We start from the raw sequence: 23,195 nt of genomic DNA, 5'->3' as shown, positions 1-23,195 counted from the left end.
GGAGCCGCCATGCGACCTGCCGTCGCCCTGTTCGCCGCCGTGCTGGGCCTGCTGCCGCTGGCCACCGTTGCCGCACCGGTGCTGGCCCCACCGGATGCGGGCATCGACGGCCTGATGCAGGCCTACGACGGCCAGGTGCCCGGCGCCGCCGTACTGGTGCTGCATGACGGCAAACCGGTATTCCGGCGCGGCTATGGCCTGGCGGTGGTGGAGGACGGCACGGCGGTCACTGCGGCCAGCAACTTCCGGCTGGCCTCGGTCAGCAAGCAGTTCACCGCTGCGGCGGTGTTGCTGCTGGTGGAAGATGGCCGGCTCGGGCTGGACCAACCTGCCCGGCAATGGCTGCCCGAACTGCCCCCGGCTGCGGCCGCCATCACCATCCGCCAGCTGCTCTCGCATACCGGTGGCCTGCCCGACTACGAAGACCTGATGGACCCGGCTGATGCTCGGCAGGTGCATGACGCCGATGTGCTGACCCTGCTGTCGCGCCAGGACCGGCTGAACTTCGCGCCCGGCACGCAGTACCACTACAGCAACAGCGGCTATGCGCTGCTGGCACTGATCGTCGGCCGTGCCTCCGGCCAGGATTTCGCAGCCTTCCTGCAACAGCGCATCTTCCGCCCGCTGGGCATGGCCCACACCGTGGCCCATCAGGACGGCATCGATACCATCGCCGCACGCGCCTATGGCTACAGCTGGATCGATGGCCGTTGGCGGCGCACCGACCAGAGCACCACCAGCGCCGTGCTCGGCGATGGCGGCATCTATTCCTCGCTGGACGACCTGGCCCGCTGGGATGCGGCGCTGTACGACGACCGCCTGCTGTCGAAGGCCTCGCGCCGCGCGATGTTCAGCTCCGCCACATCGACGCCCGAACCGGATGTACCGCACTACGGGTTCGGCTGGCGGCTGAATGGCCCCGTGCAATGGCACAGCGGCGAGAGCATCGGCTTCCGCAACGTGATCGTGCGCCACCCGGAAAAACACCTGACCGTGATCGTTCTGACCAACCGCAACGACCCCGAACCCTATCCGCTGGCGCTGAAGATCGCCCAGCGCTGGCTGGACACCCTGCAATGACCGCCGATTCCGGTGCCCTGCTGGGCATCCACCACGCCGCACTGATCTGCAGCGACTACGCACGTTCAAAAGACTTCTACGTGCGCATCCTCGGCCTGCGCGTGCTGGCCGAGAACCACCGCGCCGCGCGCGATTCCTGGAAGCTGGACCTGGCCCTGCCCGACGGCGGCCAGCTGGAACTGTTCTCCTTCCCCTCGCCGCCGCCCCGTCCCAGCCGCCCGGAAGCCCAGGGCCTGCGCCACCTCGCGTTCCGGGTGACTGCACTGGAACCCTTCATCCAGCGCCTGGCCGCGCATGGTGTCGCCTGCGAACCGATCCGCGTGGACGAGTACACCGGACGCCGCTTCACCTTCTTCGCCGACCCCGACGACCTTCCGCTGGAGTTGTACGAAGTCGGTTGACGTCCCCGGGGGTCAGATCCCTTTTCCGTCGGAAAAGGGATCTGACCCTATCGCCGCCACCGGAAACGTCATCCACGCATGGCATGGATCTGTGTCGACCAAGGTCGACACCCACCAACCGCACCAGCACCGGCAGATCGCCGGAAACTGTCGAAGGCGGGGCATTGTGGGTTTGCGGGGTGTGAGCCGCATGGATGCGGCGACCAAGCCCCCAGGGACGGGTTTACGGCGGCCCCGCAAACCCACAGTGCCCCGCCATCCCTCAGCAAGTCCGCTTTTGCTGTTGCTCCGGCTGTTGCGGCTGCCTCTGCAGGTGCAAGGCGCAGCCCTGCAAAGCCCCCCTTCCCCATACCCCGCCGAATGGGTATACAGTCGACCCATGCCGGCACCGTGCCGGAATGAACCCTGGGAGGGGACCATGCGCAACACCTTCAAGACCCTGCTGCTGGCACTGCCGCTGTGCCTGGCCGCCCTGTCGGCCCAGGCCGCCGACGGCGCCGCCGGCCGCTGGAAGACCATCGACGACAAGACCGGCAAGGTGAAGTCGATCGTCGAGATCAGCCAAGCCGCCAACGGCACCCTGACCGGCAAGGTGGTCGACATCCTGCACTCGGACAAGGGCCCGAACCCGGTCTGCGATGGATGTGAAGGCGCCAACAGGAACAAGCCGGTGAAGGGCATGACCATCCTCTGGAACCTGAAGGCCGATGGCGCCAACAAGTGGTCCGGCGGCACCATCCTCGACCCGGCCAACGGCAAGACCTACAAGTCGAAGATGGAGCTGCAGCCGGGTGGCACCAGGCTGGACGTGTCCGGCTGCATCGCCTTCATCTGCCGCGCGCAGACCTGGCAGCGCGAATAAGCGCCCCGGCCCCCGCTTCATCCCCGTGACCCGGCCCCGGCCGGGTCACGTCGTTGCGGGCATGCGATACTCTGCGGTTCCCCTCGGCTTCACCCCGCGACCATGACCCGTACCGCGCTCGTCACCACCGCCCTGCCCTACGCCAACGGCCCGCTGCACCTGGGCCACCTGGTCGGCTACATCCAGGCCGACATCTGGGTGCGTGCGCGGCGAATGAGCGGCGGCAAGGCCTGGTTCGTCTGCGCCGACGACACCCACGGCACGCCGATCATGCTGGCCGCGGAAAAGGCCGGGGTCACCCCGGAAACCTTCATCGCCAACATCCAGGCCAGCCACGAACGTGACTTCGCCGCCTTCGGCGTGGCCTTCGACCACTACGACTCGACCAACTCGGCGGCCAACAAGGCACTGACCGAGCAGTTCTACCTGAAGCTGGAAGCGGCCGGCCACATCAGCCGCCGTTCGGTCGCCCAGTTCTACGACCCGGCCAAGGGCATGTTCCTGCCCGACCGCTACGTCAAGGGCATCTGCCCGAACTGCGGCAGCCCCGACCAGTACGGCGACAACTGCGAAGTCTGCGGCGCGACCTATGCACCGACCGACCTGAAGGAGCCGCGTTCGGTCATCTCCGGCGCCACGCCGGAAATGCGCGATTCGGAGCACTTCTTCTTCGAGGTGGGCCACTTCGATGCATTCCTGCGCGAATGGCTGGCCGGCGATGTCGCCTTGCCGGGCGTGAAGGCCAAGCTGGGTGAGTGGCTCAACGCCGAAGGTGGCCTGCGCGCGTGGGACATCTCGCGCGATGCGCCGTACTTCGGTTTCCAGATTCCCGGCCAGCCGGGCAAGTACTTCTATGTCTGGCTGGATGCGCCGATCGGCTACCTGTCCAGCTTCCAGACCCTGTGCGGCAAGCTCGGCGAAGACTTCGAAGCGCACCTGCGCGCCGGCACCGCCACCGAACTGCACCACTTCATCGGCAAGGACATCGTCAACTTCCACGGCCTGTTCTGGCCGGCGGTGCTGCACGGTACCGGCCACCGCGCGCCGACCCGCCTGCACGTCAACGGCTACCTGACCGTGGACGGTGCCAAGATGAGCAAGTCGCGCGGCACCTTCGTGATGGCGCGTACCTTCCTCGATGCCGGCCTGGAGCCGGAAGCGCTGCGCTACTACTACGCCGCCAAGTCCGGCGGTGGCGTCGACGATCTTGACCTGAACCTGGGTGATTTCATCGCCCGCGTCAACGCCGACCTGGTCGGCAAGTTCGTCAACCTGGCCAGCCGCTGCGCCGGCTTCATCAGCAAGCGCTTCGACGGCCAGCTGGCCGCGCAGCTGCCCGACGCGGCGCAGTACCAGCGCTTCGTCGACGGCCTGGCGCCGATCCGTGAAGCCTACGAGCGCAACGACCCGGCTGCGGCGATCCGCCTGACCATGACCCTGGCCGACGAAGCCAACCGCTACATCGACGACGTCAAGCCGTGGGTCATCGCCAAGCAGGAAGGCGCCGACGTGCAGCTGCAGGCCGTGTGCAGCCAGGGCCTGAACCTGTTCCGCGTGCTGGTCACCGCACTGAAGCCGGTGCTGCCGGCCACCGCCGCGCAGGCCGAGGCCTTCCTGGCCGCGCCGGTCAATGACTGGACCGAACTGGCACAGCCGCTGCTGGGCCACCGCATCACCGACTACACCCCGCTGTTCACCCGTATCGACCCGAAGAAGATTGACGCCATGATCGACGCCTCCAAGGACACCCTGCAGCCGGCCGCCGCTGCCGCCCCCGCCGCCAGGACCGACGCCGCCAAGCCGGCCACACCGGCCCCGGCCAAGGACGACGCGAAGAGCGCCGATGCTCCGGCCTATATCGGCATCGACGATTTCGCCAAGCTCGACCTGCGCATCGGCAAGGTGCTGGTGTGCGAGTTCGTGGAAGGTTCGGACAAGCTGCTGCGCTTCGAACTGGATGCCGGCGAACTGGGCAAGCGCCAGATCTTCTCCGGCATCCGTGGCAGCTACGGCGAGCCGGAAGCCCTGGTCGGTCGCAGCGTGGTGTTCATCGCCAACCTGGCCCCGCGCAAGATGCGCTTCGGCCTGAGCGAAGGCATGATCCTGTCGGCCGGTTTCGACGGCGGCGCGCTGGCGCTGCTGGACGCCGACAGCGGCGCGCAGCCGGGCATGCCGGTCCGCTGATGCCTGCAGCGGGCGCGGCCACCGCCGCGCCTGCCGGCAGCATCGGCCAGCGGAGGCAACGCGATGGGAAGCAATGGAATGGAACTGGCGCTGTTCGACTTCGACCACACCGTGACCACCTGCGATACCTATGGCCGTTTCCTGCGCCGCGTGGCCACCGCCGAACAGCTGGCGCAGGCGTGGTGGAAGGTCGGCCCGTGGCTGGCCGCATACAAGCTGAAACTGATCTCGGCCGAACGCATCCGTGCACGCGTCACCCGCCTGACCTTCAGCAACCGCCACAGCGATGACATCGCCACGCTGGCCGCAGGCTTCTCGCGTGAGTTCCTGCCCGAGGTGGTGCGCCCGGAAATGCTGGAGCAGATCCGCTGGCACAGGGAACAGCAGCATACCGTGGTGATCGTGTCCGGCTCGCTCGACCTGTACCTGCGGCCATGGTGCGAGCAGCTGGGCCTTCAGTTGATCTGCAACCGGCTGGAAAGCCAGGACGGCCGCCTGACCGGTCGCTATGCCGGTGGCGACTGCGGCCCGCGCAAGGTCGAGCACATCCGTCGCCAGTTCGATCTGTCCCGCTACGTGCGTATCCATGCCTACGGTGACAGTTCCGAAGACAAGCCGATGCTGGCGCTGGCCCACGAGCGCTGGTTCCGTGGCAAACCCCTGAAGTAACCCCGACGCGCAGCCTTCGCCACGCATGAGCCTGATCCCGCCCCTGACCGAACGCCTCGACCGCCTGCTGCCGCAGACCCAATGCGGGCAGTGCGGCTACGACGGCTGCCGCCCGTATGCGCAGGCGATGGCGCGCGGCGAGGTGGGCGTGGACCGCTGCCCGCCGGGCGGCGATGCCGGCGCGCGCGCGCTGGCGCAGGTACTGGGCGTGCCTGCCATTCCGTTTGATCGTTCGCGTGGCGAACACAAGGTGCCGCAGGTGGCGCTGATCGTGGAAGCCGACTGCATCGGCTGCACCAAGTGCATCCAGGCCTGCCCGGTGGACGCCATCGTCGGCGGCGCCAAGTACATGCACACGGTCATCGCCGATCTGTGCACCGGTTGCGAACTGTGCATTCCGCCGTGCCCGGTGGACTGCATCGAGTTGCTGCCCCTGTAACAGGGGTCGGATCCCTTTCCGCGGGAAAGGGATCCGACCCCATCCCGCAGTTACGGCACGGCCGCCGTCACCACGATCTCGACCTTCCACTCGGCGTGGGCCAGCTTGGCTTCGAAGGTTGCGCGGGCCGGGGTCGCGCCCTCGACCACCCACTCGTCCCACGCCTTGTTCATGCCGTCGAAGTCGGCGATATCGGCCAGGAACACTTCCGCGCGCAGCACGTGCTGGCGATCACTGGCGACCAGTGCCAGCAGCTTGTCGATCTCCGCCAGCACCTGCCGGGTCTGCCCGGTGATGTCCTGGCTGGTGTCTTCCGGAATCTGGCCGGAGAGGTAGGCGACCTTGTTGTACACGGTCATTTCGGACATGCGCGGTCCGACGTCGTAACGCTCCATCATGGGCGTGGCTCCTGCGGGTGATCAGGCCTGCATTGTCCTCCAATCCGGTCGACGGTGGGTGCACGGGCACCTTCCGCGACACGTCACTACCGGACTCCGACGGTCCCACTGGTCAAATGACGATGACAGGCGCACGATGCGCCACGCCCGCGTTGACACCGCCCTCGCCCCTCCTGCCGCACCCTTGCGCCGATGACCGTACCCGTCGATTCCACCACTGCCCCTTCCACGCCATCCTGGAAGCGGGTTGCCACCATCGTCATCCCGCTGCTGATCCTCGCCCTGGCCCTGCACGGCCTGGCCAACGAGTTCGACGAGCACGGCTACCGGGCCATCCGCCAGGCGTTCCGCCAGCTCAGTGGCATGCAGATCGCGCTCACCGTGGTACTCGGCCTGGCCAGTTACGCCTGCCTGATCGGCTTCGATGCCATCGGCCTGCGTCGCAGCGGCATCCGCGTGCACCCTGCGCGAGTCGGCATCACCGCGTTCCTTGCGCACACGCTGGGCCAGACCGTGGGCTTTGCCGCGTTGACCGGCGGCGCGGTGCGCCTGCGTGGCTACCGCAGCGCCGGCCTGGACCTGGCGCAGATCGGCCAGGTGGTGCTGATGAGCACGCTCGGCTTCGTGTTCGGGGCATGGCTGCTGATCAGCGTGGCACTGTGCATGGAACCTGCAGCGGCAGCGTTGGCATTGCCATTGAATCCCGATGCCGTGCGCATCGTCGGCATCGTCGCCCTGCTCGCATATCTCGGCACCGTGCTGCTGGTCGGCCGCGATGGACGGCAGTTCAGCGTGTTCGGCCATGCGTTGTGGCTGCCCGACCGCCGCACCATGATCGGCGTCACCGTGCTGAGCGTGATCGAACTGGTGCTGGCCAGTGCCGCGTTCTACGTGCTGCTGCCGGACTCCACGCCGACCGGACTGCCCGGCTTCGTCGGCCTGTACCTGGTGGCCGTGCTGGCCGGCCTGGTCTCGACCGTGCCCGCCGGCCTTGGCGTGTTCGAGTGGAGCCTGCTGAAGCTGTTGCCGCAGGTGGCACCGGCGGCGGTGCTGGCAGCGGCGCTGATCTACCGCGTCACCTACTACGTGCTGCCGCTGGTGCTGGCCACCCTGCTCGCCCTTGCGCCCGCCCTGCGTCAGCCACTGCAGGCCAGCGCCGGGGCAACCCGTGCGGGCTGGAACGCGCTGCGCCCGTGGCTGCCGCAGATCATCGCGCTGGCGGTGTTCAGCATCGGCGCCGCACTGGTCATCGACGGCACGCTGCCGACGCCACGCCGTCACCTGGTCAATGCCTCGCTGCCGATCCTGGAGACCTCGCACCTGATCGGCAGCCTCAGCGGCGTCGCACTGCTGCTGATCGGCCAGGGCCTGGCCCGGCGCAGCCACGCCGCGTGGGTGCTGGCGATGGCAGTGTGCGTGATCACCCCACTGCCGCTGTGGCTGCGGGGTGGCCAACTGTTGATCGCCGTCTCGGCAGTGCTGGTGGCGATGGCACTGTGGGCCGCACGTCGCGAGTTCTACCGCCAGGGCGCGCTGCTGGACGAAGCCTGGTCATGGCCGTGGCTGCGCAACCTCGGCCTGGTGCTGGTCGCGGTCACCTGGCTGCTGTTCTTCACCTACAGCCATGTCGAGTACCAGAACGAGCTGTGGTGGCAGTTTGCGATATCCGGCAACGCACCACGCGCGCTGCGCGCGTTGCTGGTCGTGGCGATCGCGCTGGTGATGTTCGGCCTGGCGCGGCTGCTGCACAGCACGCGCAGCCCGCTGCCAGCCGCCGACGAGGCCACGCTGCAATCACTGGCGCCGGTACTGGCCGGTGCCACCGATACCCAGGCCTGCCTGGTGCTGACCGCCGACAAGGCGGTGCTGCGCGACGAGGCGAAACAGGGCTTCGTGATGATGCAACGCTACGGCGGTTCGCTGATCGCGATGGGCGATCCGGTCGGCCCGCCGGAGGTCGCCCGCGCATTGATCTGGCGCTTCCGCGAGGAAGCCGACCGGCTCGGCCTGCGCCCGGTGTTCTACCAGGTCGGCGAGTCCTACTGGCAGACCTACCTCGACCTGGGCCTGGGCCTGGTCAAGCTGGGCGAAGAAGCGATGGTGCCCCTGCACGATTTCGGCCTGGAAGGCCGCGAACGTGCGGACCTGCGCCAGGCCTGGAACCGGGGCAAGCGCGGCGGCCTGTCCTTCCGTGTGGCACCGGTGGAGGAAATTCCCAGCCTGCTGCCGCGCCTGCACGCGATTTCCAACGCGTGGCTGGAAGACAAGGCCGGCGACGAAAAGGGCTTTTCGCTGGGCAGCTACGACCCGGATTACCTGGTGCGGTTCCCGGTGGCACTGGTGGAGGCCGAAGGCCAGATCGTGGCGTTTGCCAACCTGTGGCAGGCACCGGCCGGTGCCGAGCTGTCGGTGGACCTGATGCGCCACGTCAACGAGGCGCCGAAGGGGACGATGGACTTCCTCTTCATCGAACTGTTCCTGTGGGGGCGCGCGCAGGGCTATGCACGCTTCTCGCTGGGCATGGCGCCACTGTCCGGGCTGGCACAGCATCGCCTGGCCGGCCGCTGGAACCGCCTGGCCGGCCTGCTGGCGCGGCATGGCGAACGCTTCTACGGCTTCAGTGGCCTGCGCCGCTTCAAGTCGAAGTTCGACCCGCAGTGGCGGCCACGCTATCTCGCTGCGCCGGGCGGCATGCACCTGCCAGCCGCACTGCTGGATGCCACGCGCCTGATCTCGCTGGACCCGCGGCGCAACTGACGCCCCGCACCACCAGGCATACCCGGCGCCACCTGCCGCCCGGTAGGTGTCGACCTTGGTCGACACGCTCATCCCCAAGGCGCCCTCAGCCCCAGCGCCGACCAAGGTCGGCGTCTACCAAGCGCTACATACCGCCCTTGAGGATCACCTCGGCCAGCCGATCATAGTCACCACCGAAATGGTGGTCACCCGGCAGCTTCACCTTCTTCACACCGTCATTGGCCGGCAGGTCCGGGCACAGTGCGTCCTCATCCTTGTCGCCGTACACGCACAGCGTTTTCTCCGCCGGCAGTCTGGCCACTTCCGGCGCGATCGGCAGGCCGTCGCCGCCGCCGCCCAGCCAGTTGCTGACGTGGAACTCGAAGTCGGCCTTCTTGCCTACCGACAGCAGCACGATGCGGTCCAGCGCTGCACGGGTATCGGCATCGAGCTGGTTGATGGTCGCCGGCAGCACGTCGGCCCCCTGCGAGAAACCGATCAGCATCACCTTGTCGCGGTGCCACTGCTGGCGGTAGTGATCGATGATCTTCTGCAGGTCAGCAGCGAAGCCCTTCGGCGTGCGCTCGCTCCAGAAGTAGCGCAGCGAGTCGATGCCGACCACGGCCACGCCGTGCTCGTTGAGCGACGACGCCACGTCCTTGTCCAGGCCGGCCCAGCCACCATCACCGGAGACGAACACGGCCAGCGTGTCGCCGTTGCCGGTCGACGGTACTTCCACCACCGGCAGGCCCTTCAGCGCGGCCGGCGGCGGTGCCAGGCTGACGCCTGCCTGCGCACCCATCACCCGCGCTGCAGCCACCAGGCCCGGTGAGGCATCACCACGCGCCGTGCGCTTGAACTCGCGCGCCATCGCCACCTGCTGCACGAAACCGCTGGCCTCGCCCGCCTTGCAGCCGTGATCACCGGCTGCACTCAACCACGGGAAGTTCAGTTCGGCGGGTTGCAGCGTGTTGCGCTTCACGCCATCGCCGCAGACCATGCGCTCGTGGTTGTGGTCCGGGCAGAAACCAGTGGTGAGCAGGCCGGCGAACACCTGCGTATCGGCCTGCGCAGCCAGCGCATAGGCCATTTCAGCGCCTTCGCCATCGCCGCCGACCAGCGGCAGGTGGTACCCGGGCAGATGCAGCGAGGCCTGCAGCCAGCGCGAGAAATTCTCGACATCGCCGGAACCGAACGAACAGGTCGGGTTGCCTTCGCGCTTGAGCACGCCGCGCAGGTGCGCGATGTCCACGGCGGCGACCATCGCACCGTCGGCACGCAGGGCCTCGATCGGCAGACGGCTGGTATCGCCACCGGGAGTCGGTTCGTGGAACCAGATCACCACCCGCTGCGGGGTACCGGCCGGCATATGCACCGGAATCTGTTCGAACCGCCCGTGGCTGAACTGCTGCACGGTCGCTGCCGCGGTTGCCGGCAGTGCGGCCAGCGCCAGCACCACGCCCATTACCCTGCCCAGCCCTGCACGCTTCATATCGCAGCCCCGATGGAATGCGCACACGATACGCTGCCTCCACGTGCACGGCACGTACCGGTGCAGGCCGTTGGGGTTTCAGCAGGCTGCGGCGCGACGACTGCGCCGATACAGCGCCAGCGCCAGATACAGCAGCCAGCCCACGATCACCACGATCACCGCTTTCTGCCCCAGCCCGCGCGGCGGCCCGCCACGCCACAGCACGTGCAGCCACAGCAGCACGAAGGCCAGCCAGGCCCAGCCCCAGAGCAGGCCGGCGGCGGATTGCCAGCCCGGTTCGCGGCGCAGGTACCAGGCCTGCAGCAGCATGCCGACGCTGGCACACAGGAACGCAGTGTTGGCCGCCAACCCGTGGATGAACGGTGCCAGCAGCGGGGTTGCTTCGGGCAGCCAGCTGTCACCGATGGCGACCGTGGCCAGGCCCAGCGCCGAGACCGTGAACAGCAGCGGCGCCGCCGCGCTGCGCCGCGGGCCGATGCTGCCGCGATAAAGGGCGATGCCGAGCAGGGTGATCGCCAGTGCCAGCAGGCAGTACGCCGCACGCAACGCCAGCCCCCACGGCCCGTGCAGGTAGAGGCTGAGCGTGGCCCGCACCCAGTCCAGGTCGGTGCGTGCGAACTGGGTCCACAGCGCGGTAACCAGGAACAGAACCAGGGCTGCCAGCGCCAGCAGCGCCGCCGGACGCGCGCGGCTCATGCGGAGGCTTCCGGGTGCCGCGCCTGCCATTCGGCCAACGCCTTGCGATAGCGCTGCAGCTCGTCGGCATACAGGTCCAGCACGCACAGCGGGCAACCGCTGCCACAGCATTCGTTGGGACCGGGCTCTTCCGGCGGCAGCGGACGGGGATCGGGATCAGGGACGGACACGGTTGGAAGCGGCAATCGGTGGAAACGGGCCCCAGTGTAGCGGGCTGGCTCAGCGACCCAGCTGCCGCCGCAGGTTGTCGCGCGCGGCCGCGTCGAGGCGCTGGTGGAAGAACTCGCTGAGGAAGATGCGCGGTGCGCGCAGCAGGCCCTGCAGGAAACGGCGGCGGCCAGCGCGATACAGGAAGCCCGGCACCACGCCCTTGTACTCTTCGGCCACGCCCCGGTCATAGGCGGTGAACACCGGTTCCGGCGCGGCCAGGATCGCCATGTCGCAGTCCAGGAACAGCGCGGCCTCGGCATCGACATCGTCCGGGCCGAGCGCGCCATGGCGGGCGGTCAGCAGGATCAGCTGCTCGACCCGGGCGGCATCGACAGCGGCGAGTTCCGGCGCCTGCGTGATCGCCTGCAGGGCCATCTGCGCCGAACGTGCTTCGTTGTCCTTTCGCCCCGCCACGTAGATCGCATCGTGGTAGAGCACGGCCAGGTAGACCTCGGCCGGCTGCTGCCAGCCGGGGCCGTCGGCAACCTCCTGGCAGTGCTGCAGCACCGCGCGCACGTGGCCGAAGTGATGGTAGGCGCGTGGTGGCGTTGCATAGCTGTCCTGCAGCGCCTGCCACTGCGCCGGAGCGAGCGTCAGCGGGGAAAAGTCCATGCCCGGATCATCCCGCCTGCGCGGTTGACGGGCAAGCTGTCGCTTTTTTCACCACGTCCTCACAACGCCCTTCGCACTAGGCCGCAACGCGGTTGTCCACAGCTTTCCCGAGCGCTGGTCCACACCGGTTGTGGATGAACGTTCGGACCGACCAACGGTCGCTGCAGCGGTGCGCGCACAGGTCTACACTCGCCTCAGGCGGGAGCGCCCGCCGCTGCCGGGAGCCGTCATGTACCGTCCTGCCGCCCGATTCGTTCTGCTCGCACTGGCCGCATTGGCAGCACCGTCCGCGATCGCACAGGATCATCCGGGAACGGCCGCGCCGCTGGCCGTTGCCAGCACCGCCACTCCGGCGATGCCGACGCCGCAGCAGGTGTTCGCGATTCCACCGGCGATGCGCGACATGCTGCGCACGCAGGTGATCAATCACGGTTACTCCCGCGAGCAGCGCCTGCAGGCGCTGGTGGAGATGATCTTCGACCGCCACGGCCTGGACCTGCAGTACGACGCCGATGCGACCTTCACCGTCAGCGAGATCTGGCAGCAGCGGCGCGCCAACTGCCTGGCCTTTACCCTGATGTTCGTCGCGCTGGCACGCGAAGCCGGCATCCAGGCACGCGTGCAGGAAGTCGGCCAGGTCGTGTCGTGGTACCAGGACCAGGCCCAGGGCCTGGTCTACAGCGTCGGCCACGTCAATGCCGGGGTCGGCTTCGCCGGCCGCTTCGCCACCGTCGATCTGGATCGCAACGTGCTGTACGACCGCCGCGGGCCGCTGCCGATCAGCCAGGCACGGGCATTGGCACACTTCTACAACAACCGCGGCGCCGAACGCATGGCCAGCGGCGATCTGGTGGGTGCACGCACCTTCTTCAATGCCGCGCTGGCACAGGACAACAGCTTCGCCGCCACCTGGAACAACCTGGGCGTGCTGGAAAACCGTACGGGCGATACCGCCGCCGCGCGCCGGGCATTGGAAACGGCGCTGCGACTGGACGGCCGCCAGGACGCTGCACTGACCAACGCCAGCGCGCTGTACCGGAAGCTGGGCATGGTCATGCAGGCGCAGGCGCTGGAGCAGCGCCTGCAGTCGGTGCAGCGCGAGGATCCGTTCGCGCAGTACATGCTCGGCGCCGAGGCCGAACGCGCCGGCCGACTGGATCAGGCGATCCGCTATTACCGGCAGGCCGTGCGCCTGTACGACACCGCACACCAGTTCCACTTCGGGCTGGCGCGGGCCTATTTCCTGGCCGGCCAGCTCAGGCGCGCCGATCGTGAACTGCTGCGCGCGCAGGCGCTGGGCGGTGCCCCGCAGCAGGCGCGCTACCAGGCCAAGCTGGACAGCCTGGCCCGCTGGCGCGCACAGCAGCAGGCCAGGCGCTGAAGGCCGGTCAGGCCTTCTTGAGGAAGCAGGTCTTCAGGACCAGGCCCTTGATCTTGTCCGAGTTGCCTTCGATGTGCTCGGCATCGTCCTCGACCAGGCGGATGTTGCGGATCACGGTGCCCTGCTTGAGCGGGATCGAGGAACCCTTCACCTTCAGGTCCTTGATCACGGTGACGGTGTCACCGGCCTGCAGGGTATTGCCGTTGCTGTCACGCACGACCAGGGTCGAACCGGCACTTTCCTCGGCGGTCCATTCGAAGCCGCAGTCGGCGCAGATCCACAGCGCGCCATCGGCATAGGTGTTTTCCAGGGTGCACTGCGGGCAGGCGGGGGCAGAAGACATCAGCAAGTACCTCAAAGTGAATCAACAGCCGCCATTGTAACCGCCCGGCTCGCCTGCCCTTTTCCGGGCGGCGCCCGGCTCCCGGCTTGACCCGATCCGGCCTCCCGATACGGAATGGGAGGCCGCAGGAACTTGCAGTCGGCGGCGAACTGCAGCAGAGTGCGCGGCCCCTGATCGCCCCCGGAACTCCCCATGCGCCTCGGCATCGACTTCGGTACCAGCAACTCCGCCGCCGCCATCGTGCATGAGGGAACACTGCTGCCGATCCGCTTCGGCGACGCCGAGCAGTTCCGCACCAGTGTGTACTTCCCCGGCGTGGTGCCCGACCCGGACGACTTCCAGCTCGACGACGGCCAGGAACACCAGCTGCAGCAGATGATCGACAGCGCCGCGCGCGCGGCGCGCGCCGCCGGCCAGGAACGCACGCCGCAGGCGCTGCGCCGCGAAGCCCTGCGCGCGCTGCGCCGGGAATGGATGGAAGCCCGCGCCGGCAAGGAACGCAGCGCCAACGACCTGCTGCAGAACGCGGTCTACGGCGACGAAGCGCTGGAAGCCTATTTCGAGGAACACGAAGGCAACCTGGTGCAGAGCCCGAAGTCGATGCTCGGCTACAACCTGCACCCGCGCGCGAAGCAGACCATCACCGGCATCGCCGCGCACATCCTCGAACACATCCGCCTGACCGCCAGTGCCCAGCTCGGCCGGCCGCTGCGCGCCGCCCTGCTCGGGCGCCCTGTGCAGTTCCGCAGTTCGATCGGCGCAGCCGGCAACGACCAGGCGCTGGACATCCTGCGTGAAGCGGCCACCCAGGCCGGCTTCGACCAGGTTGATTTCCTCGAGGAGCCAGCCGCGGCGGCCATGCATTACCACGCCGAAAGCCGCGAGCGGCACCAGGCGGTGATCGTCGATATCGGCGGCGGCACCACCGACATCGCCCATGCCGAAGTCGGCGGCGACGACGCCCCGCGCATCCACCGCGCCTGGGGTATCGCCCGCGGCGGCACCGACATCGACCTGGCGCTGAGCCTGTCCAGCTACATGCCGCTGTTCGGCCGCGGCATCACCCGCGTGCCGGCCCACCACTACGTGGAAGCGGCCACCGTGCAGGACATGACCCGCCAGCGCGAATTCCGCCTGCACAAGTACGACCATGTCGACGCGCCCTGGGGCGAGCGCCTGCAGGCCCTGCAGGACACCGGCAACACCGCCCGCCTGTACCGTGACGTGGAACGCGCCAAGATCGCCCTCAGCGCTGCCAGCGAGCACCGCAGCACGCTGGACTACATCGCCCGCGACCTGCATGCCGACAGCAGCGCCGACGGCCTGGCCGCCGCCGCCCATGGCTACCTGGAGCAGATCCGCGAGCTGCTGGCCCAGGTCCGCAGCGACATCGGCGGCGACCCGGATGCCGTGTTCCTGACCGGTGGCATGTCCCGCGCCGGCTACCTGCGCCAGGCGGTGGCGGCCGCCTTCCCGGGCGCCCGCATGGTCCACGGCGAGCCCTCGCTGGGCGTGGTCCAGGGCCTTGCGCTGGCGGCAGCCAGCCAGGATTAACAAAACGTTACGCGGTCTAAGTTACTCTTGGTCGGCTAGAACCCTGCTGCCCCTTCCACCGGCCATGCCGGTGTGTGTCCACGGTGCAGCCTGGCCCGCCCAGCGGGCCTAGCGGCCATGCCTTCCTGGCTCGTTCATGGTCCGCGCAGCACCTGAGCCGCCATTGAGACCCGCTTTGGGCACCCGCCAGGCCCCTGAGGCCTTACAACCTGACGCAGCACCTGCACCCATCGACTGCCGCCGTTGTGACGCGGTCTGTTGCCGGTTGCCCGTGCTGCTGCAGCCCGGCGACCACGTGCCCGGCCAGTTCCTGTCACGCGACACCCACGGCCGTGCCGTGATGGCGCGCAACGAGGAAGGCTGGTGCGCGGCGATCGATCCCTATCACCTGCGCTGCACGATCTATTCGCAGCGCCCGGCGATCTGCCGCCAGTTCTCGATGGGCGGCGATGACTGCCGCCGCGAGCGGCAGGACTACCTGCGCCAGGCCGATGCCTGGGCGCTTTCCTCCCCTTCCACCTGACAGGAGCAACCATGCCCCGCAAGGCAAAGACCCCCGCGAAGGCCAGCAACAGCATCCGCAGCGAACGCAAGGGCGCGGCCGCCAGCACCGTGGTCAGCAGCGATTCGATCGCTTCGGACCTGGCAGCGTTCCGCAAGGCCGGTGGCAAGATCGAAGTCCTCGGCACTACCTGGGCGCTGAAGAAAGCCAGCTGACCCAGCTCCGACCGCGGCGGCGCTGCCGCCGCGGCCTGCCGGACCGCGCTCAGCGATCCAGGCGTACCCGCACACTGCCCGAATGCGACTGGATGCGGATGTCACCGTCGCCATTGCCGAGCCGAGTATCGAGATGGCTGCCGGGGCCGTAGCGCGGCCGTTCCACCTGGCCGGCGTCGCTGTTGATCGACCCGCTGAAGCTGTTCACCGACAGCTGCGCCGAAACCGTGCGTGGCAGGCGCAGGTTGACCGACGCGCTCACCGATTCGACATTGATACGGCCCCCCGGCGCCAGCCCGGCCGCCGACAGGTCGATGCTGCCCGACACGGTTTCCACCGCCAGCCGCTGCACCCGCCCGGCATCGACCTCGACCCGGCCGGATACCGTCTGTGCACCGATGTCACCGGACACGCCGCCGCCGGCTTCGATGCGGCCACTGACCGTGTTCACGTCCAGCTTCGGCGTCTGCAGGCGCGCGATGACACCGCCGCTGACCGTATTGAGCTTGCTGTCGCCGCTGCGACCGGAGGCGCTCAGGCTGCCGCTGACCGTGTCGGCCTGCAGGCGGCGCACATCGATGCCGCTGATGTCCTGGCTGGCACTGACCGTACTCAGCAGCAGTTCCACCGAGCGCGGCACGTTCAGCACCAGCGTCGCGCCGCCGTTGTTGTTGCGACGCGGATACTCGATCTCCCAGCGCACGCGGTTGGCACTCTTCTCCTGGCGCAGCTGCAGGCCATCGCTTAGCGTACCGGTGAGCTGCACGTCGTTGCGGTCCCAGCCACGCACGCTCACTTTGCCGGCCACGTTGCTCAGTTCGATGCGGCCGCCGGCGGCCAGGTTGTGGCGCTCGTCGATCCGGGTGTCAGCCAGGGCCACCGCGGGCAGCAGCAACAGCGCGGCGCAGCAGGTCATCAGGGTTCGTGTCATCGGGGGTCTCCTCAGGTCGTCAGGCCGGACTCGGCGGCATAGGCCGCCTGCCGGGTCAATTCCAGCCGCAGCGCATAGGTGCGCTTGAGCTGGCCAAGCAGATGCGGCGCGCGTGGATCCTGCGCCAGCGCGGCCCGGATCTGTGCCGCGCTTTCATCGAGTTCGTGCAGCGCCGGCTGCCATTCCGGCGCCCGGCCTGCGGGCAACGAGGCCACTGCCTGCTGGTACTGCTCGGTCATCGCCGCGGCCTGCAGTTGCAGGGTAGACGGCACCGGCGCGTCCGGTTGCGCATGGCGCCACGGCGCCACCGCGTAGAGCGCCAGGCTTGCGGCCAGTGCGGCCCCCACCGGCAACCACCAGCGCCGGCGCGAACGCCCCGGCAGCACCACCACGTTGCCGGTCGGCGCAGGCGCCGCCTGTGGTTCACGCGGCGGCAGCTGCGCCGACAACCGCGCCCAGCCATCGGCGGGCAGGCCGCGTTCGGAAGGCAGCGCGCGCAGTCGGGCCACCAGATCGTGGTCGGAATCGTGTTCGTGTGTACTCATGTCATGTCTCCCAGCCGTGCGCGCAACAGGCCGCGCGCACGATGCAACTGTGCCTTGGAGCTGCCGACGGCCATCTGCAGCTGCGCGGCGATCTCCTGGTGTTTCCAGCCCTCGATGTCATGCAGCACCAGTACCGCGCGCGCCCTCGGCGGCAGCGTCGCCAGCGCGCGCTCCAGGTCGCGCTCGGTACCGGCGCAGCGGTCGTGTACGGCCAGCTCCTGCAGTCCTCCGTCCACATCATCAAGACTGTCGTGGTCCTGCCCGGCGGCGCGCCCACGCAGTTCCATCAGCGCAGCGTTGACGCCCAGGCGATGCAGCCAGGTCGACAGGCTGCTCTCGAAACGGAACCCCGGCAGCGCCTTCCACGCCTGCAGGAAGGCTTCCTGCAAGGCGTCTTCGGCACGCGCCTGCTGGCCCCCGCACAGCCGCCACAGCACGGCGAACACGCGCGGTGCATGCCGCCGGTACAGCAGTTCATAGGCCGAGGTATCGCCGGCGGCGGCCGCCCGCACCAGGGCGGGTTCATCGACGGCGTCGTGGGCGGCAGGCGGCGCGGGCATGGTGGTGTCGAGCATATCGCTTGGATGCGGCGGCCCGGGAAAAGGTTTAGAGCCGGACGACGTTCACTGCCGTGCAACCTTTTCGACACCTGCTGCATCCATGCAAGGTCCTTCGCGAAATTGCCGTCCAGGAGTCCTGCCATGTCCAGCCCAACCTGCGCCGCCCTGCTGGTGATCGCCGCCTGCGTCGTGCTGCAGGCACTGGGCCTGTCGCTGCAGCTGCACCCCGGTAACGGCCGTGCCTGCCTGCAACAGCATCGCCAGGCGCTGATGTGCCTGGCCTGGGCCCCGGCGGTCGAATCCCCGGCACGCGCCGGGTAACATCGAAGGTCGTTATTGCCACCTGTTGTCGCCCCATGATGTTGTCGCTGAAGGATCACCTGCCGCCCTGGACCCACCCGTGGTTGAACTACGCCGGCGTCGCCCTGCAGATCGTAGGGGTGCTTCTGGTCGCGTGGCTCCTGCGCGTGCTCGCCCGGCGCCTGATCCGCCGCTTCGCCGAGCACTACACGTTGCCGCCCGAGATGGTGATGGGCGCGCGCCGGATCACCAGTTTCGTGGTCTATTTCAGTGCCCTGCTGTACATCCTCAGCCTGCTCGGCGCGAAGCCCTCGGTGCTGTGGACCGCGTTCACCGGCTTCGCGGCCGTGGGCGCGGTGGCCTTCTTCGCGGCCTGGAGCGTGCTGTCCAACATCTTCTGCACGCTGCTGATCTTCACCACCCGCCCGTTCCGCCTGCACGACTACATCGAGGTGCTGGAGAACGGCGAGAAGCCGGGCCTGAAGGGCCGGGTGATCGACGTGAACCTGATCTACACCACGCTGCAGGAGACCGGCGAGGGCCACGAGGGCACGGTGCTGCAGCTGCCGAACAACCTGTTCTTCCAGCGCACGGTACGGCGCTGGCGTGACCCGGCGCAGGCCCCCGGCGGCATCCAGGGCGACGGTTGAGGGTGGAGTTTTCGGCAGGGCTGCACCCTGCACCTGCAGAGGCCGAAGCCGAAGCCGAAGCAAGATCAAGAGCGGCATTCCGTGGGATGGCGGGGCGGTGTGGGTGGTCAGGACCGTTGGCGCCATCCATGGCGCCAACGGTCCTGACCACCCCCCCCCACCTCTGACAGATTCCGCGCGCTGTTGGTGGGTGCCGACCGTTGGTCGGCACATCTGTCAGATATCGATAGTCAAAATTGGATCCGACCCCGTGCCGACCAACGGTCGGCACCCACCATCAGCAGCAGGTTCCAACAGATCGCGGAAATCTGTCGAAGGCGGGGTGGGTCCGGTTGAGGGGGGCCAGATCAGTGAGCGCCATGGATGGCGCCTTTGATGTTGACGTTGCTTCTGCAGGTGCAGGGCGCAGCCCTGCAATAAAACACCCCTTTACCTCAGCTGGCTGTCCTTGCTGCCACGCCGGTTGTACCCGGCATGCGCCTGGTCTTCGTCGTCCCGCGCCTGCTGGCACGCAACGCACAACCGCACACCAGGCACAGCCTGGCGCCGCGCCAACGGGATCGGCGCGTCGCATTCCTCACAGTGTTCCAGACCGGGTCCCTCGCGCAGCTGGCGCCGCGCGCGGGCGATCGCGTCGTCGACGGTGGCGTCGATCTGGTCCTGGACCGCGCCGTCTCCTGCCCAACCGGTGGCCATGGCTATCCTCCGCAGGTGTGTCGCCCGATATGGGGACGATACACCCCGGCAAAAAGGAAGGCCTTCATGTAGAGCCGAGCCATGCTCGGCTGCTCTTCAGGATGCCAAACAGAACGCCGACGGATCCGATCAGGCCGATTGCGGCTTAATCCCCTCCGTCCCCTTTTTGCTTACCAGACCAGGTCGTCGGGCACCTGGAACTGCGCGTAATAGGCGTCGTCTTCTGCGTTGCCGGTGGAGATCTCGGCGGTCGAGCCCGGCTGGCCGTGGTCGACGATGATTGCTTCGGGTGCGCGTTCACGCACCTTTTCGGCGGCGGCGCGGGGCAGCAACGCATAGCCCTCGCCGTGGGCGACGATGACCAGCACGCCCACCGACAGCGCCTTGCGCAGCTTGGGGTCGATCAGCAGGGTACGGATCGCTGCGCCATCGCTGAAGCGGTACTCGTCGTCGCCCTTGTGGGGTACGGCATGGGCCGTGATGATCTGCCTGGCCTGGGCCTTCTGTTCAGCCTGCCTGGCCTGGGCATTGCGTTCGGCGGCCAGTGCGCGGTCGCGCTCGACCTTCTCGGCGCGGGCACGTTCAGCCTCGCGCTGGACCTCGGCCGAGGTCGATTCGGCCTTGCCCTGGCGGGCCTTGGCCTGCTCGCGTGCGGCGGCGCTGGCCTGCGACTTCTTGGCCAGGCCGGCCTTGAGCAATTGTTCCTGCAGCGCGTTGGGCTTTGCCATGGTCGGTGCGTACCGCGTGTAATCTTGGATGCCCCATTCTACCGACGCCCCGCCGGCCCTGCATGGCAGTCCTGAAGTACCTCACCGGTTATCCCGAACCCCTGGTTGCCCAGGTCAGCGAGCTGCTGGCGCAGGGCAGGCTCGGCCCCTGGCTGCAGCAGCGCTACCCCGACCCGCACGAGGTGCGCAGCGACCGCCAGCTGTACGACTACACCCAGGAGCTGAAGGACCGTTACCTGCGCAAGTCGGTGCCGCTCAACAAGGTCTGCTACGACAATACGCTGGAAGTGATCAAGCACGCGCTGGGCACCCACACCGCCATCTCCCGCGTGCACGGCGGCCGCCTCAAGGCCAGCCGCGAGATCCGCATCGCGACCGTGTTCCGCCAGGCACCCGCGGCATTCCTGCGCATGATCGTGGTGCATGAGCTGGCCCACCTGAAGGAAGCCGACCACAACAAGGCCTTCTACCAGCTGTGCCAGCACATGGAGCCGGACTACCTGCAGCTGGAGTTCGATACCCGCCTGTACCTGACCGAGCTGGCCAACCGCGGCCAGCGCTGACCGGCCGCAGCAGCTACACTGCGCGCCCCCTGCCCGACCTGCCTGCCATGGAACCGATCCGTCTCGACAAACGCCTGTCCGCCCTGCTCGGCATCCCGCGCGGCGAAGCGCGGCGCTACATCGAAGGCGGCTGGGTCACGGTCAACGGCGACGTGGTGGAGCAGCCGCAGCGCCCGGTCGATGGCAGCGCGTTGATCGTGGTGGCCGAACAGGCCAGCGATGAAAAGGCCGAGCGGGTCAGCATGCTGCTGCACAAGCCGGCCGGTGTCGCCGCCGAAACCCTGTGTGCCCTGGTCAGCAGTGACAGCCGCAGCGAACTTGATGCCAGCGACATCCGCCCGTTGCAGCGTCACTTCCACGGCCTGCAGCTGGCCGCCTCGCTGCCGGCCAGCGACAGCGGGCTGGTGGTGGTCAGCCAGGATCCGGCCACGCTGGCCCACCTGCAGCGCAACCTGGGCCGTACCGAGCAGGAATACCTGATCGAAGTGGCCGAAGGCGGTCCCGAGCGCGGGCCGTGGCTGATGGCGCGGCTGCAGCAGGAATCGGGCGGCGCCAAGGTCAGCTGGCAGAGCGAGCAGCGCCTGCGCTTCGCCGGCAAGGGCCTGACGGCCAAGGGGCTGCGTGTGGCGGTCAGCGCCGCCGGCCTGCAGGTCACGGCCGTGCGCCGCCTGCGTATCGGACGCGTGGCGCTGGGGCCGCTGCCGCCGGGGCAGTGGCGCTACCTGGGCAGCGACGAGCGGTTCTGAGGTGTGCGGGTCAGGGCCCTTTCCCGTGGAGAGGGATCCGGGGGTCGGATCCCGTGCCGAAGGCAGGGGCTCTGACCCCCTGTCGATCCTGCAGGCATTCCTTCACGCATGGCGTGGCTCTACCATCGGGGCATGAGCCTGCCCAAGCCGCTGTGGCGACGCCTGCTGCGTGTTGCCGCGATCATCCTCGCCGTGCTGGTGCTGCTGGTCCTGTCCGGGCTGCTGCTGGCCGACCATCTCACGCCGCAGGCGCATGGCGCGCCTTCGCACGTGCTGCCGCTGCAGCCGGCACAGACCCGCATCGACCAGCAGATCGTGCCGCTGCAGGCGGCCCATCCCGGCCAGTCGGGCGTGGCCTTCCTCAGCGATGGCATGGATGCCTTCGCCGCCCGCGCGATGATCACCACCCAGGCCGGCCGCAGCCTGGACCTGCAGTACTACATCTGGCAAGACGACCTGATCGGCCACCTGATGGCCAAGGCGCTGTACGACGCCGCCGAGCGCGGCGTGCGCGTGCGCATCCTGCTCGATGACATGAATGCCAAGGACAAGGACGCGCTGATGATGGCGCTCGATGCCCATCCGAACATCGAGATCCGCCTGTACAACCCGTTCCGCAACCGGACCGGCATCCTGCGCATGGTGGAGATGGTGCAGCGCTTCTTCAGCGTGAACCACCGCATGCACAACAAGAGCTGGATCGCCGATGGCCGCGTCGCAATCGTCGGTGGCCGCAACATCGGCGAGGAGTACTTCAGCGCGCGCACCGACGTGAACTTCCAGGATCTGGACCTGCTGGTCGCCGGCCCCGCCGTGGAGCAGGCCAACCGGATCTTCGACGACTACTGGAACAGCGAAACCGCCATCCCGGTATCCGCGCTTGCCTTCCATACCGACGCACAACTGCGCCTGCTGGTGCGCGAATCGGACCACGAGGCGCAGCGGGACGTGGCCCGCCCCTACCTTGCGCGCGTGGCCGAATCACGCCAGCGGCAGCGCCCGAGCCCCGAGCCGTTGCACTGGAGCGGTGCCGTGCGCATCGTGTCGGACCCGCCGATGAAGCACCGCAGGGATGATCGCGCCACCTGGCTGGTGTCGACCCTGATCAGCGAGCTGCAGGCCGCCCGGCACAAGGCCCTGTTGATCTCGCCCTACTTCGTGCCCGGCAACGAGGGCCTCGATGGCTTTTCGGCAATGGCCGGGCGGGGCGTGCAGGTGGGCGTGGTCACCAACTCGCTGGCCGCCAACGACGTCGCCGCCGTGCACGGGGGCTACATGGGCTACCGCGTGCCACTGCTGGAAGCCGGCGTCCACCTGTACGAGCTGAAGGCACAGGGTCAGTCGGGCGATGCCGGCGTGTTCGGCAGCAGCGGCGCGAGCCTGCACACCAAGGCATTCCTGATCGATGACCGCCGCGGTTTCGTCGGCTCCTTCAACCTGGACCCGCGCTCGGCCTACCTGAACACTGAAATGGGTGTGCTGTTCGACGATCCGGTGCTGGGTACACAGCTGCGGGACGAATACCTGCGCCTGGCTGACCCCAGGCACAGCTGGTGGCTGGCACTGGACGACCACCGCCGGTTGCGCTGGCTGGAGCGCGAACCGCCACCGCACTGGGTGGAGGCCGAGCCAGGGGCAACGGCGCGCAAGCGCTGGTTGTCGCGGGTGATCAGCTGGCTGCCGGTGGAATCGCAGCTGTAGC

The 23,195-nt window shown here is 68.3% G+C and carries 27 protein-coding genes; 16 read left to right on the top strand and 11 right to left on the bottom strand.

Annotated elements, in window-relative coordinates:
• Positions 1-9: 9 nt before the first annotated feature.
• The 6 genes from AC5P6H_RS04980 (at position 10) to rnfB (ending at position 5,635) form a co-directional block, all read left to right on the top strand.
• Positions 10-1,080: a serine hydrolase domain-containing protein gene (locus tag AC5P6H_RS04980; protein ID WP_495202362.1), complete on the top strand. Its 1,071-nt coding sequence runs from the start codon at positions 10-12 to the stop codon at positions 1,078-1,080.
• Positions 1,077-1,481 (top strand): SMU1112c/YaeR family gloxylase I-like metalloprotein, encoded by a 405-nt coding sequence (gene gloA2 / locus AC5P6H_RS04975; protein ID WP_049404668.1) that lies wholly within the window; start codon positions 1,077-1,079, stop codon positions 1,479-1,481. The genes AC5P6H_RS04980 and gloA2 overlap by 4 nt, the downstream gene beginning before the upstream one ends.
• Before the next feature lie 418 nt (positions 1,482-1,899).
• Positions 1,900-2,343: a DUF2147 domain-containing protein gene (locus tag AC5P6H_RS04970; RefSeq protein ID WP_032958676.1), complete on the top strand. Its 444-nt coding sequence runs from the start codon at positions 1,900-1,902 to the stop codon at positions 2,341-2,343.
• A gap of 102 nt (positions 2,344-2,445) precedes the next feature.
• Positions 2,446-4,527 (top strand): methionine--tRNA ligase, encoded by a 2,082-nt coding sequence (gene metG, locus AC5P6H_RS04965; protein ID WP_032958673.1) that lies wholly within the window; start codon positions 2,446-2,448, stop codon positions 4,525-4,527.
• 78 nt (positions 4,528-4,605) lie between these two features.
• Positions 4,606-5,196, top strand: a complete 591-nt coding sequence (locus tag AC5P6H_RS04960; RefSeq protein ID WP_032958670.1) for an HAD family hydrolase — start codon at positions 4,606-4,608, stop codon at positions 5,194-5,196.
• A 25-nt stretch (positions 5,197-5,221) separates the two neighbouring features.
• On the top strand, positions 5,222-5,635 hold the full coding sequence (gene rnfB / locus AC5P6H_RS04955; RefSeq protein ID WP_014647962.1) for an Rnf electron transport complex subunit RnfB: 414 nt from the start codon (positions 5,222-5,224) through the stop codon (positions 5,633-5,635).
• Positions 5,636-5,685: 50 nt separating this feature from the next.
• Here the strand turns inward: rnfB and AC5P6H_RS04950 are convergent, their stop codons facing one another.
• Positions 5,686-6,033, bottom strand: coding sequence for a RidA family protein (locus tag AC5P6H_RS04950; RefSeq protein WP_005418155.1), 348 nt, complete (start codon positions 6,031-6,033; stop codon positions 5,686-5,688).
• 192 nt (positions 6,034-6,225) lie between these two features.
• Between AC5P6H_RS04950 and mprF the strand changes: the two genes are divergently transcribed.
• Entirely contained in the window at positions 6,226-8,790 is a 2,565-nt protein-coding gene (mprF, locus tag AC5P6H_RS04945) for a bifunctional lysylphosphatidylglycerol flippase/synthetase MprF (protein ID WP_495202361.1), read from the top strand.
• A gap of 124 nt (positions 8,791-8,914) precedes the next feature.
• On the opposite strand, the gene AC5P6H_RS04940 is transcribed toward mprF, so the two are convergent.
• The 4 genes from AC5P6H_RS04940 to AC5P6H_RS04925 all read right to left on the bottom strand — a co-directional run bounded on the left by AC5P6H_RS04940 (position 8,915) and on the right by AC5P6H_RS04925 (position 11,779).
• Positions 8,915-10,261: a virulence factor family protein gene (locus tag AC5P6H_RS04940; protein ID WP_032958666.1), complete on the bottom strand. Its 1,347-nt coding sequence runs from the start codon at positions 10,259-10,261 to the stop codon at positions 8,915-8,917.
• Positions 10,262-10,339: 78 nt separating this feature from the next.
• Complete coding sequence (locus AC5P6H_RS04935) at positions 10,340-10,957, bottom strand: DUF998 domain-containing protein (protein WP_126411237.1); 618 nt, start codon at positions 10,955-10,957, stop codon at positions 10,340-10,342.
• A complete protein-coding gene (locus AC5P6H_RS04930) occupies positions 10,954-11,127 on the bottom strand; it encodes an oxidoreductase-like domain-containing protein (RefSeq protein WP_032958663.1) in 174 nt (57 codons plus the stop codon). Before AC5P6H_RS04930 ends, AC5P6H_RS04935 begins: the two co-directional genes overlap by 4 nt.
• Positions 11,128-11,176: 49 nt before the next feature.
• On the bottom strand, positions 11,177-11,779 hold the full coding sequence (locus AC5P6H_RS04925; RefSeq protein WP_014647966.1) for an HD domain-containing protein: 603 nt from the start codon (positions 11,777-11,779) through the stop codon (positions 11,177-11,179).
• Positions 11,780-12,008: 229 nt separating this feature from the next.
• Between AC5P6H_RS04925 and AC5P6H_RS04920 the strand changes: the two genes are divergently transcribed.
• The gene (locus tag AC5P6H_RS04920; RefSeq protein WP_495202360.1) at positions 12,009-13,160 is read left to right on the top strand and encodes a tetratricopeptide repeat protein; all 1,152 of its coding nucleotides are present in this window, start codon (positions 12,009-12,011) and stop codon (positions 13,158-13,160) included.
• A gap of 7 nt (positions 13,161-13,167) precedes the next feature.
• On the opposite strand, the gene AC5P6H_RS04915 is transcribed toward AC5P6H_RS04920, so the two are convergent.
• The gene (locus AC5P6H_RS04915; protein WP_010482882.1) at positions 13,168-13,503 is read right to left on the bottom strand and encodes a zinc ribbon domain-containing protein YjdM; all 336 of its coding nucleotides are present in this window, start codon (positions 13,501-13,503) and stop codon (positions 13,168-13,170) included.
• A gap of 192 nt (positions 13,504-13,695) precedes the next feature.
• Between AC5P6H_RS04915 and AC5P6H_RS04910 the strand changes: the two genes are divergently transcribed.
• The 3 genes from AC5P6H_RS04910 to AC5P6H_RS04900 all read left to right on the top strand — a co-directional run bounded on the left by AC5P6H_RS04910 (position 13,696) and on the right by AC5P6H_RS04900 (position 15,774).
• On the top strand, positions 13,696-15,057 hold the full coding sequence (locus AC5P6H_RS04910) for an Hsp70 family protein (protein WP_032958655.1): 1,362 nt from the start codon (positions 13,696-13,698) through the stop codon (positions 15,055-15,057).
• Positions 15,058-15,286: 229 nt separating this feature from the next.
• The gene (locus AC5P6H_RS04905; RefSeq protein ID WP_053462562.1) at positions 15,287-15,580 is read left to right on the top strand and encodes a YkgJ family cysteine cluster protein; all 294 of its coding nucleotides are present in this window, start codon (positions 15,287-15,289) and stop codon (positions 15,578-15,580) included.
• Between the two features lie 11 nt (positions 15,581-15,591).
• Entirely contained in the window at positions 15,592-15,774 is a 183-nt protein-coding gene (locus AC5P6H_RS04900; protein WP_005410566.1) for a hypothetical protein, read from the top strand.
• Positions 15,775-15,823: 49 nt separating this feature from the next.
• Here the strand turns inward: AC5P6H_RS04900 and AC5P6H_RS04895 are convergent, their stop codons facing one another.
• The 3 genes from AC5P6H_RS04895 to AC5P6H_RS04885 are packed head-to-tail and all read right to left on the bottom strand — an operon-like array spanning position 15,824 to position 17,825.
• Positions 15,824-16,705 carry a DUF4097 family beta strand repeat-containing protein gene (locus AC5P6H_RS04895; protein WP_032958651.1) on the bottom strand — a complete coding sequence of 294 codons (882 nt, stop codon included), beginning with the start codon at positions 16,703-16,705 and terminating at the stop codon, positions 15,824-15,826.
• Between the two features lie 11 nt (positions 16,706-16,716).
• The gene (locus tag AC5P6H_RS04890; protein ID WP_046431913.1) at positions 16,717-17,250 is read right to left on the bottom strand and encodes a hypothetical protein; all 534 of its coding nucleotides are present in this window, start codon (positions 17,248-17,250) and stop codon (positions 16,717-16,719) included.
• Positions 17,247-17,825 carry an RNA polymerase sigma factor gene (locus AC5P6H_RS04885; protein ID WP_032958649.1) on the bottom strand — a complete coding sequence of 193 codons (579 nt, stop codon included), beginning with the start codon at positions 17,823-17,825 and terminating at the stop codon, positions 17,247-17,249. The genes AC5P6H_RS04890 and AC5P6H_RS04885 overlap by 4 nt, the downstream gene beginning before the upstream one ends.
• A gap of 126 nt (positions 17,826-17,951) precedes the next feature.
• Between AC5P6H_RS04885 and AC5P6H_RS04880 the strand changes: the two genes are divergently transcribed.
• Together AC5P6H_RS04880 and AC5P6H_RS04875 are read left to right on the top strand one after the other, a co-directional pair.
• Positions 17,952-18,131 (top strand): hypothetical protein, encoded by a 180-nt coding sequence (locus AC5P6H_RS04880; RefSeq protein ID WP_262093176.1) that lies wholly within the window; start codon positions 17,952-17,954, stop codon positions 18,129-18,131.
• Between the two features lie 35 nt (positions 18,132-18,166).
• The gene (locus AC5P6H_RS04875; RefSeq protein WP_014647973.1) at positions 18,167-18,760 is read left to right on the top strand and encodes a mechanosensitive ion channel family protein; all 594 of its coding nucleotides are present in this window, start codon (positions 18,167-18,169) and stop codon (positions 18,758-18,760) included.
• 429 nt (positions 18,761-19,189) lie between these two features.
• On the opposite strand, the gene AC5P6H_RS04870 is transcribed toward AC5P6H_RS04875, so the two are convergent.
• Both AC5P6H_RS04870 and AC5P6H_RS04865 read right to left on the bottom strand, forming a co-directional pair.
• Positions 19,190-19,456, bottom strand: coding sequence for a DksA/TraR family C4-type zinc finger protein (locus tag AC5P6H_RS04870; protein WP_014647974.1), 267 nt, complete (start codon positions 19,454-19,456; stop codon positions 19,190-19,192).
• A 170-nt stretch (positions 19,457-19,626) separates the two neighbouring features.
• Complete coding sequence (locus AC5P6H_RS04865; protein ID WP_014647975.1) at positions 19,627-20,184, bottom strand: DUF2058 domain-containing protein; 558 nt, start codon at positions 20,182-20,184, stop codon at positions 19,627-19,629.
• 62 nt (positions 20,185-20,246) lie between these two features.
• Here AC5P6H_RS04865 and AC5P6H_RS04860 point away from each other — a divergent pair, with 62 nt between their 5' ends.
• The 3 genes from AC5P6H_RS04860 (at position 20,247) to AC5P6H_RS04850 (ending at position 23,194) form a co-directional block, all read left to right on the top strand.
• Entirely contained in the window at positions 20,247-20,747 is a 501-nt protein-coding gene (locus tag AC5P6H_RS04860) for a M48 metallopeptidase family protein (RefSeq protein WP_014647976.1), read from the top strand.
• A gap of 47 nt (positions 20,748-20,794) precedes the next feature.
• Positions 20,795-21,493, top strand: coding sequence for an RNA pseudouridine synthase (locus AC5P6H_RS04855; protein ID WP_495202359.1), 699 nt, complete (start codon positions 20,795-20,797; stop codon positions 21,491-21,493).
• A 108-nt stretch (positions 21,494-21,601) separates the two neighbouring features.
• Complete coding sequence (locus AC5P6H_RS04850) at positions 21,602-23,194, top strand: phospholipase D family protein (RefSeq protein ID WP_495202358.1); 1,593 nt, start codon at positions 21,602-21,604, stop codon at positions 23,192-23,194.
• Position 23,195 lies beyond the last annotated feature (1 nt).

Source organism: Stenotrophomonas sp. YJH_SMC_110, from assembly GCF_059369255.1.
Note: the sequence above shows the minus strand (reverse complement) of the source record. Positions and strands in the feature narration are given on the sequence as shown.

Coding starts and splice junctions, on each gene's coding strand:
- AC5P6H_RS04890 (WP_046431913.1), bottom strand. CDS start 17,250: ATGAGTACACACGAACACGATTCCGACCACGATCTGGTGGCCCGACTG.
- AC5P6H_RS04895 (WP_032958651.1), bottom strand. CDS start 16,705: ATGACACGAACCCTGATGACCTGCTGCGCCGCGCTGTTGCTGCTGCCC.
- gloA2 (WP_049404668.1), top strand. CDS start 1,077: ATGACCGCCGATTCCGGTGCCCTGCTGGGCATCCACCACGCCGCACTG.
- AC5P6H_RS04940 (WP_032958666.1), bottom strand. CDS start 10,261: ATGAAGCGTGCAGGGCTGGGCAGGGTAATGGGCGTGGTGCTGGCGCTG.
- AC5P6H_RS04950 (WP_005418155.1), bottom strand. CDS start 6,033: ATGATGGAGCGTTACGACGTCGGACCGCGCATGTCCGAAATGACCGTG.
- AC5P6H_RS04880 (WP_262093176.1), top strand. CDS start 17,952: ATGTCCAGCCCAACCTGCGCCGCCCTGCTGGTGATCGCCGCCTGCGTC.
- AC5P6H_RS04920 (WP_495202360.1), top strand. CDS start 12,009: ATGTACCGTCCTGCCGCCCGATTCGTTCTGCTCGCACTGGCCGCATTG.
- AC5P6H_RS04915 (WP_010482882.1), bottom strand. CDS start 13,503: ATGTCTTCTGCCCCCGCCTGCCCGCAGTGCACCCTGGAAAACACCTAT.
- AC5P6H_RS04875 (WP_014647973.1), top strand. CDS start 18,167: ATGATGTTGTCGCTGAAGGATCACCTGCCGCCCTGGACCCACCCGTGG.
- AC5P6H_RS04980 (WP_495202362.1), top strand. CDS start 10: ATGCGACCTGCCGTCGCCCTGTTCGCCGCCGTGCTGGGCCTGCTGCCG.
- AC5P6H_RS04925 (WP_014647966.1), bottom strand. CDS start 11,779: ATGGACTTTTCCCCGCTGACGCTCGCTCCGGCGCAGTGGCAGGCGCTG.
- mprF (WP_495202361.1), top strand. CDS start 6,226: ATGACCGTACCCGTCGATTCCACCACTGCCCCTTCCACGCCATCCTGG.
- AC5P6H_RS04855 (WP_495202359.1), top strand. CDS start 20,795: ATGGAACCGATCCGTCTCGACAAACGCCTGTCCGCCCTGCTCGGCATC.
- AC5P6H_RS04910 (WP_032958655.1), top strand. CDS start 13,696: ATGCGCCTCGGCATCGACTTCGGTACCAGCAACTCCGCCGCCGCCATC.
- AC5P6H_RS04870 (WP_014647974.1), bottom strand. CDS start 19,456: ATGGCCACCGGTTGGGCAGGAGACGGCGCGGTCCAGGACCAGATCGAC.
- AC5P6H_RS04885 (WP_032958649.1), bottom strand. CDS start 17,825: ATGCTCGACACCACCATGCCCGCGCCGCCTGCCGCCCACGACGCCGTC.
- AC5P6H_RS04970 (WP_032958676.1), top strand. CDS start 1,900: ATGCGCAACACCTTCAAGACCCTGCTGCTGGCACTGCCGCTGTGCCTG.
- AC5P6H_RS04850 (WP_495202358.1), top strand. CDS start 21,602: ATGGCGTGGCTCTACCATCGGGGCATGAGCCTGCCCAAGCCGCTGTGG.
- metG (WP_032958673.1), top strand. CDS start 2,446: ATGACCCGTACCGCGCTCGTCACCACCGCCCTGCCCTACGCCAACGGC.
- AC5P6H_RS04900 (WP_005410566.1), top strand. CDS start 15,592: ATGCCCCGCAAGGCAAAGACCCCCGCGAAGGCCAGCAACAGCATCCGC.
- AC5P6H_RS04960 (WP_032958670.1), top strand. CDS start 4,606: ATGGAACTGGCGCTGTTCGACTTCGACCACACCGTGACCACCTGCGAT.
- AC5P6H_RS04865 (WP_014647975.1), bottom strand. CDS start 20,184: ATGGCAAAGCCCAACGCGCTGCAGGAACAATTGCTCAAGGCCGGCCTG.
- AC5P6H_RS04935 (WP_126411237.1), bottom strand. CDS start 10,957: ATGAGCCGCGCGCGTCCGGCGGCGCTGCTGGCGCTGGCAGCCCTGGTT.
- AC5P6H_RS04860 (WP_014647976.1), top strand. CDS start 20,247: ATGGCAGTCCTGAAGTACCTCACCGGTTATCCCGAACCCCTGGTTGCC.
- rnfB (WP_014647962.1), top strand. CDS start 5,222: ATGAGCCTGATCCCGCCCCTGACCGAACGCCTCGACCGCCTGCTGCCG.